General features: G+C 59.1%; 7 protein-coding genes. 3 read left to right on the top strand and 4 right to left on the bottom strand.

All coding sequences use genetic code 11. From position 1 onward, the window contains the following. From NOM06_RS18260 to NOM06_RS18250, 3 genes are all read right to left on the bottom strand, one after another. The coding region (locus tag NOM06_RS18260) for a retention module-containing protein (protein ID WP_255912652.1) at nt 1-1,631 on the bottom strand (1,631 nt) is incomplete at its 3' end. Between the two features lie 231 nt (nt 1,632-1,862). Then, the gene (locus tag NOM06_RS18255) at nt 1,863-3,524 is read right to left on the bottom strand and encodes a putative transporter (protein ID WP_206901229.1); all 1,662 of its coding nucleotides are present in this window, start codon (nt 3,522-3,524) and stop codon (nt 1,863-1,865) included. Between the two features lie 127 nt (nt 3,525-3,651). Continuing rightward, nucleotides 3,652-4,287: a hemolysin III family protein gene (locus tag NOM06_RS18250; RefSeq protein ID WP_255912651.1), complete on the bottom strand. Its 636-nt coding sequence runs from the start codon at nt 4,285-4,287 to the stop codon at nt 3,652-3,654. Nucleotides 4,288-4,462: 175 nt separating this feature from the next. On the opposite strand from NOM06_RS18250, the gene NOM06_RS18245 reads away from it, so the two are divergent. The 3 genes from NOM06_RS18245 (at nt 4,463) to NOM06_RS18235 (ending at nt 6,961) form a co-directional block, all read left to right on the top strand. After that, a complete protein-coding gene (locus NOM06_RS18245; RefSeq protein ID WP_255912650.1) occupies nt 4,463-5,986 on the top strand; it encodes a pyridoxal-dependent decarboxylase in 1,524 nt (507 codons plus the stop codon). Nucleotides 5,987-6,076: 90 nt separating this feature from the next. After that, nucleotides 6,077-6,640, top strand: a complete 564-nt coding sequence (locus NOM06_RS18240) for a septation protein A (protein ID WP_064335576.1) — start codon at nt 6,077-6,079, stop codon at nt 6,638-6,640. A gap of 24 nt (nt 6,641-6,664) precedes the next feature. Then, a complete protein-coding gene (locus NOM06_RS18235; RefSeq protein WP_064341351.1) occupies nt 6,665-6,961 on the top strand; it encodes a YciI family protein in 297 nt (98 codons plus the stop codon). An 87-nt stretch (nt 6,962-7,048) separates the two neighbouring features. On the opposite strand, the gene cysQ is transcribed toward NOM06_RS18235, so the two are convergent. Next, complete coding sequence (cysQ, locus tag NOM06_RS18230) at nt 7,049-7,816, bottom strand: 3'(2'),5'-bisphosphate nucleotidase CysQ (RefSeq protein WP_370688935.1); 768 nt, start codon at nt 7,814-7,816, stop codon at nt 7,049-7,051. Nucleotides 7,817-7,884: the final 68 nt, after the last annotated feature.

Below are 7,884 nucleotides of genomic sequence, written 5' to 3'. Positions count from 1 at the left end.
CCGTCAGCGTCCTTGGCCACATAGTCAAAGCTGATGTCGCCGTTGAAGTTCTCGCTCGGCTTGAAGGTCATGCTGCCATCGGCGGCAATCTCCACGCTGCCGTTGGTCACGGCAATGCTCTGCGCACCGCCCGTCAGGACCACGCCATTGATGGAGACGAGCGCCAGCCCGCCATCCGGCGCCTTGTCGTTGGCCAGCAGGGTCAGGCTCACCGAGCCATCTTCGTTGACCTGGTACTCGTCATTGACCGCATCGACCGAGTCATCAATCTCCACACTGCCATCATCGGTCGCAGTGCCGGTGTTGCCGACCGGATCGGTGACGCTGGCCGTTACTTGATAGCTGCCTTCCGCCAACGGGGTGGTGACATCCACGCTGTAACCCCCCCCCGGTTGCACGGTGGCGGTCAGGGTCTGCGGGTTGCCGTTGGCATCGGTCACGACCAGGGTAACGCTACTGCCCGCCGGGGCATCCGTCGTACCGGTAATGGTTGGGGTGGTGTCGTTGGTGTTGTCCGGCGCATCAACAGTGATCACTGGAGCCGTTACATCGACACTACCATTGTCGGCCGCACTGCCGGTGTTGCCCGCTGGATCGGTGACGCTGGCCGTCACCTGATAGCTGCCTTCCGCCAGCGGGGTAGTCACATCCACGCTGTAACCACCACCCGGTTGCACGGTGGCGGTCAGGGTTTGCTGAGTGCCATTGGCATCGGTCACCACCAGAGTGACCGTGCTGCCTGGAACCGCATTGGTAGTACCAGTGATGGTCGGGGTGGTGTCATTGGTATTGTCAGGCGCATCAACGGTGATCGCTGGAGCTGTTACATCCACACTCCCTGAATCAGTCGCACTGCCGGTATTACCCGCAGGATCGGTCACTGTGGCTGTGACGGTATAAGAGCCTTCAGCCAAAGGGGTCACCACATCCACGGTGAAGGTACCGCTGGGTGTGACAATCGCGGTCAGGGTTTGTTGATTACCGTTTGCATCGGTGACCAGCAAGGTCACAGTGCTGCCAGCAGGAGCATCCGTGGTTCCGATCAGGGTCGGAGTGGTGTCATTGGTGTTATCTGGCGCAACGACGGAAATGGTGGGCGGAGTCAGGTCAAATGCTTCATCCTCGCCAGCAGCACCCAACGGTGGCTCACCGTTGGCGTTATAGGTGGTATCGAAGGTGGCTTCAGCAATGGTTGCGGAACCGGTACGATCGATGGTGACAAAACCGCCGTTGCCACTGGCACCGGCGACGCCCCCAATACCGCCACCACCGGCGGCAGGAGCACCACCTGCTGCAGAAGCTTCAAAGGCCTGGGTCGGGTCAGCGCCACCCAAAATGGCCTGTTGCAGGGCATTGATATCATCAGGAGTGCCAGCGGCACCATTTTGCGCCAGCTGGGGAGCATCCCCCTCTTCGGCAGGTTCACTCTGCTCGCTGGCTGGTTGCACATTGAACGACTGTCCGCCGCCCATGAAACTGGCGCCATCCGGCGACATGATCACCGCCCCTTTCGGCAGCACATCCCCTTCCGCCAACAGCTTCCGGCTGCCATCTGCGGCAACCAGATAAATTTGTCCTTTGAGTTGGGTTACGGTTACGCCCTGTTCCAAGGTAACGGCATTGGTGATCATGTTCTCTCCTGAATCCTGATTTGAATGCAATAAGCCACAGCCTACTTTGCAGACTGAGGGGAAAAATAACCAGCTCGAAAATTCGAAAGGATAGACCGATTTGAGGCTGAACTGTTCAGCCAGACAGAAGTGTGTAAAACGAGGTTGCGAGAATGGTAAAAACCAAAATTATCAATAAATTACAGAGTAATGACAGGAGCATGACAAAACATGCTCCCGTCAAGATTAACCCTATACACCCGCCCAGAGGATGATAGCCAACAGCTGTGGCGAGATGATCCGCAGGAACATCACCAGCGGGTAGACAGTGGCGTATGAGAGCGCACTGGCGCCACTGGTCGGGTGCATGGCGTTGGCAAAGGCCAGCGCGGGAGGGTCTGTCATGGAGCCGGCCAGCAAGCCGCACAGGGTGAGGTAGTTCATCTTGCCGTAGAGCCGCGCCAGCACACCGACCACCAGCAGCGGGATCAGGGTAATCGCCATACCGTAGAGCATCCAGGCCGGGCCATCACCGTTGATCAGGGTATCGACGAAACCGGCACCGGACTTGAAGCCGACCACCGCCAGAAACAGCACAATCCCGATCTCCCGCAGCGCCAGGTTGGCACTGGGGGGCATGAACCAGTAAAGCTTGCCGATGCTGCCGATCCGCGACAGGATCAGCGCCACCACCAACGGCCCGCCCGCCAGACCCAGCTTGAGGGCGGCCGGGAAACCGGGCAGGTAGAAGGGGATGGAACCGAGCAATACGCCAAGGCCAATCCCGATAAATACCGGCAACATCTGCACCTGCTGCAGTTTTTGCTGCACGTTGCCGACCACATTGGTCACCGCTTCGATGGCATCGAGGCGCCCCACCAGGTTGAGGATGTCACCAAACTGCAGGCTGGTCTGACTGGTCGGCACCAGTTCGATACCAGCCCGGTTGAGACGGGAGATCACCACGTCATAGCGCTGTTTGATGTCAAGATCGCGGATCTTCTTGCCAAGAACCTGCTCGTTGGTCACCACCACCCGCTCGACGCGCAGGTCGGTACCCCGGGTCGAGAGCGAGGTCTCCACCTCCTCCCCCAACACCAGCAGCACCTTGTGCAGCGCATGGCGCTCACCCACCAGATGCAGCAAGTCACCCAGTTCGATACGGGATTCCGGCCGTGGCACCATCAGCTCGTCGCCCCGCTTGAGCCGTGAACAGATCACATCGGACTCGTCGAGACTCGGGATCTCGCTCAGCATCAGGCCGTGCATGTTGGGGTTGCGTACCGCGATGTTGATGGTCTGCAAGCTCTCCTTGGTTTTACCGGTTTGCAGCTCGAACTGGGCGGCTTCATCGTCGATCTTGATGCGAAAGAAGACCCGAACCAGCCACATGGTGAGCAAAATACCACAGATGCCGAACGGATAAGCAACCGCATAGCCCATCCCCATCAGGCCAGTCGAACCGGGCGCGGCGCCCAGCTCGGCCAGGATCTGCTGGCCCGCACCGAGGGATGGCGTATTGGTGACGGCTCCGGAGAAGACCCCCAGAATGACCGGCAACGGCACATCGAAAAATTGATGCAAGCCAGCGGCCACTACACAACCAAGGATGACCAGCAGAGCGGCAAAGGCGTTGAGTTTGAGACCCGAACTGCGCAATGACGAGAAGAAACCGGGCCCAACCTGAATACCGATGGTATAGACAAACAGGATCAGGCCAAATTCTTGAATAAAATGGAGTGTTTGCTCATCAAGCGCCAGATTTGACACTCCGGCAAAGTGACCCACTATGATGCCGCCGAACAGCACCCCACCGATCCCTAACCCAACGCCATAGACTCGCCAGTTTCCCAGCCAGAGCCCTAGCACTGCCACCAGCGACAACATGCTGATGGAAAGCGCGATTTCACTCATTTCGTGCATCCTTTGCGAATTGAACTGGCCCTAGCTTGTCAGCAAACGCTGATGTCAACTGTGTGATACCGCACGAATTTATCCTTTTACGCGCTAAAAATACCAATTAAGGGCTAGTTGCAAGACGTTAGGCGACGTAGCCGTAAATGGCCATAAAGTGACAAACGCTGCCACCCAGCACAAAGAGATGCCAGATGGCGTGGTTATAGGGGATCTGCTTGGCCACATAGAAGATGACCCCGAGGCTGTAGATAAGGCCGCCGAGACCGAGCAGCAGCAGCCCCTCACCGGCCAGATGGATGTTGAGCTGATAGATGACCACCAGCGACAGCCAACCCAGCATCAGGTAGGTAAAGAGCGACAACTTCTTGAAGCGGTTGATAAATACCAGCTTGAACACCACGCCAGCCAGCGCCAGGGCCCAGATCACCACCATCAACCCCTTCGCCAGCGGCGTGTCGAGTGCAACCAGCAGGAACGGAGTATAAGTACCGGCGATCAGCAGATAGATGGCACAGTGATCAAACACCTTGCACCAGCGTCTGGCCCGCCCTTCAGCCATGCTGTGGTAGAGGGTCGAGGCGAGATAGAGCAGCACCAGACTGCCTCCATAAAGGCTGTAGCTCACCAGCACCTGCGTACCCTGCCCCCATCCCTTGATGAGCAACAGCACCAGCCCGACAATCCCCAGCAACAATCCCGCACCGTGACTCAGCCGGTTTGCCAGCTCCTCCCGGGGGGAGTAATCCATCACACCACTCATAATATCGACTCCACAATAACTGTGGCTCACTCTACCCAGCACCATTTCGGAGTACAAGTGTTCGCTTAAAAAATGGAGTGGCTGTCACCTGCCAACCTTTGGTGTATGCTCTGCCGCCGATGCCCGAGACAAGCGGCATAGACACCTACCCCGGTGACCTGGTCTGGAGAACCTGATGAAGTTGACTGAGTTGTTTGCACAAGCGGATCCCGCCTTTGGCGAGGCGATGAACACCTTGCTGGAGAGCTTCCACCACTCCGACGACAGTCAGGCCCCCTATCAGCGCGACCTGTTCACCCACCAGCTCGATCAATCCCGCATGCCTGCAGTCGGCCAATCTATCGAGGAGTATCTGGCGCGGCTGGCTACTCTGGTGCCCGGTGCCTCGCACCTCACCTCGCCACGCTACATGGGCCATATGACCGCGCCACTGCCGGCCTATACCGCCGAGCTGTCGCGCCTGCTGGTGATGCTGAACCAGAATCCGATGAAGATGGAGTCCTCCCGCCTGCTCAGCTTTCTGGAGCGGGAGGTGCTGGGCAAGCTGCACCGCCTCATCTATGGCAGGGACGATGCCTTCTACGGCGAGCAGATGCATGCCAAGGATGCCGCCCTCGGCGTCATGACCAGCGGCGGCACCATCGCCAACGTCACGGCACTGTGGCTGGCCCGCAACCGCGCCTGTGGCGACAACCTGTTCGCCCTCTATGAGCAGGGCTATCGGGGCGCCGTCATTCTGGGCTCCCGCCTGATGCACTACTCCTTCGACAAGGGGATGGATCTGCTGGGGCTGGGCGCCCGCAGCGTCTGGCGCCTCGAGACCGACGAGCAGAACCGGCTCAGTCTGGCTGCGTTGGAGCGGGCGCTGCTCCAGTGCAAGGAACAGAAATTGAAAGTGCTGGCATTGGTCGGCGTGGCAGGCAGTACCGACTTTGGCTCCATCGACCCCCTGCCGGAGCTGGCCGCCATCGCCGAGCGCGAGCAGATCCACTTCCACGTGGATGCCGCCTGGGGAGGCCCGACCCTCTTCTCCCCCCGCTATCAAGGTCTGCTGGCCGGAATAGAGCAGGCCGACACCGTCACCCTCGATGGCCACAAGCAACTGCTGGTGCCGCTTGGTACCGGCATGCTGCTCTGCCGCCAGCCCGACCTGATGATGGCGGTCAAGCGAGAGGCGCCCTACGCCATTCGTGCCACCTCGTTCGATCAGGGCCGCTTTACGCTGGAGGGCACCCGCCCGGCCAATGCCCTCTATCTGGATGCCGCTTTCCAACTCTTCGGCCAGCAAGGCTACGCCGAGCTTATCGAAGCCAACTACGACCGCGCCCGGCTGATGGCAGATCTCATCGAAAGTGACTCCGCCTTCGAGCTGATGTCGGCACCGGTGATGAACCTGCTCTCCTACCGCTGCATTCCACCCCACCTGCAGGGCAAGGTGCTGGATGAAGCGGCCAACGAGCAGGTCAACACCTTCAACGTGGCGCTGCAAAAAGCCCAGCGCGCCGAGGGGCACAGCTTTGTCTCCCGTACCCAGCGCGCCGTGGTGCGCTACGGCGCGCAGCCTCTCACCCTGCTACGCGCCGTACTGCTCAATCCCCTGATTGAAGAGCGCCATATCCGCGACCTGCTGGCCGATCAGCAACGACTGGGGCTCACCATTGCTCGCCAACTGTTTGGCGACAGCGTGAAACCGGCGTGAAAATGAGCGGTCTTATTCATTTGCCGTTGTCTGCTGTACAGGTAGACTGGGCGAAATTTGCAGGCCATTTTTGAGGACTAGGCGCCAACAATGAAGCAATTTATTGAATTTATTCCACTTATCGTTTTCTTCGCGGTCTACAAGTTCTACGACATCTACATGGCTACCGGCGCACTGGTGGTGGTCACCGGTCTGCAGCTCGCCTATAGCTGGATCCGCTATCGCAAAGTCGAGAAGATGCAGCTCTTTACCTTCCTGCTGGTCGGCTTCTTCGGCGGCCTCACTGTCTTCTTCCACGATGACACCTTCATCAAGTGGAAAGTGACTGTCATCAACGTGCTGTTCGCACTGGGTCTGCTCATCAGCCGCTACGGCTTTGGCAAGAATCTGATCAAACAGATGCTGGCCAAGGAGCTGCAAGCACCCGATAAGGTCTGGGACACAGTCAATCTCGGCTGGGTCGGCTTCTTTACCGTCTGTGGCCTGCTCAACCTCTATGTGGCCTTCAACCTGCCGCAGGAGATGTGGGTCAACTTCAAGGTGTTCGGCCTGCTGGGGATGACGCTGGTCTTTACCCTGCTGAGCGGCGTCTATCTCTACCGCCACATCCCTGCCGAGCAGTTGTCCCAGCAAAAAGACGAACCCAAAAAGTAACCCTCATCAGAAAAGGATTGTCTCATGTGGTATCTCATCTACTCCGAAGATGTCCCCGATAGCCTGCCACTGCGCAAGCAAGTTCGCCCTGCCCATCTGGCTCGCCTGCAAGCCCTGCAGGATGAGGGTCGCCTGCTGACCGCCGGCCCCAACCCGGCTATCGATGCCGAGGATCCGGCTGATGCAGGCTTTACCGGCAGCACCGTCATAGCAGAGTTTGCCTCGCTGGCTGACGCCAAAGCCTGGGCCGATGCCGATCCTTATGTGACCGCCGGTGTTTACGCCAAGGTCACCATCAAGCCGTTCAAGAAAGTCTTTTAAAACTGCGTCAGATGCAAAGAGGCCGGAACGGGTGTACAACCCGATCCGGCCTCTTTTTATTGCGCGTTGCTCAGCGCACCAACAAGGTCACGCTCTGGCGACAAACCAGGGATTGAGGATATCGGGCTTGTTGTAGGCAAGGGGTGAGCCATCGAGCTGGGTGACGCTGCCACCCGCCCCCTCCAGCACCGCCTGCGCAGCGCCGGTATCCCACTCGCAGGTGGGGGCGAGGCGTGGATAGAGCTCGGCGCCCCCCTCGGCAATGATGCAGAACTTGAGCGAACTGCCCATGGAAACCAGCTCGATCTCGCCAAAAGGAGCCAAGAAATCGAGGGTCTCCTGCGACAGGTGGTTGCGACTGCCCACCACTCGCCACGCCTCACCTTCGCGATGAGGCCGGGTCTGAATGGACTCGCGCTTGCCATCGGCGATGCGCCAGGCCCCCGCGCCCTTGCCGCCATACCAGAGCTTGTCCAGCACCGGCGCATAGACCAGCCCCCAGCGCGGCGCCCGCTCTTCAATCAGCGCGATATTGACGGTGAACTCGCCGTTGCGGGAGACAAACTCCTTAGTGCCGTCGAGGGGATCCACCAGCCAGTAACGTGACCAGCCGTGACGCGCCGCCATTACCTCGGGCCCCGACTCCTCGGACAATACAGGGATGTCGGGAGTCAGCCGCGCCAACCCCTGAACGATCACCTCATGAGCCCCCTTGTCGGCCGCGGTCAGCGGACTCTCGTCGCTCTTGTACTCCACCGCGAAGGGCTGGCTGTAGATGGCCATGATGGCCGCTCCCGCCTCACGAGCGACAGGTTCAAGGTCGGTGATATCGGGGTGGTACAAGGGATGATCCATAACAATCTCGTCCAGCTTACAGGGTCAACCAGTGTAACCCTTTTGACATCAACTGCTTATAGCCGATT

This window comes from Aeromonas sp. JL9, from assembly GCF_024436075.1.
Classification (GTDB): Bacteria; Pseudomonadota; Gammaproteobacteria; order Enterobacterales; family Aeromonadaceae; genus Aeromonas; species Aeromonas veronii.
Note: the sequence above shows the minus strand (reverse complement) of the source record. Positions and strands in the feature narration are given on the sequence as shown.

What these genes read in the sequence shown, in the direction of transcription:
- NOM06_RS18255 (WP_206901229.1), bottom strand. Translation starts at nt 3,524, where the DNA reads ATGAGTGAAATCGCGCTTTCCATCAGCATGTTGTCGCTGGTGGCAGTG.
- NOM06_RS18250 (WP_255912651.1), bottom strand. Translation starts at nt 4,287, where the DNA reads ATGAGTGGTGTGATGGATTACTCCCCCCGGGAGGAGCTGGCAAACCGG.
- NOM06_RS18245 (WP_255912650.1), top strand. Translation starts at nt 4,463, where the DNA reads ATGAAGTTGACTGAGTTGTTTGCACAAGCGGATCCCGCCTTTGGCGAG.
- NOM06_RS18240 (WP_064335576.1), top strand. Translation starts at nt 6,077, where the DNA reads ATGAAGCAATTTATTGAATTTATTCCACTTATCGTTTTCTTCGCGGTC.
- NOM06_RS18235 (WP_064341351.1), top strand. Translation starts at nt 6,665, where the DNA reads ATGTGGTATCTCATCTACTCCGAAGATGTCCCCGATAGCCTGCCACTG.
- cysQ (WP_370688935.1), bottom strand. Translation starts at nt 7,816, where the DNA reads ATGGATCATCCCTTGTACCACCCCGATATCACCGACCTTGAACCTGTC.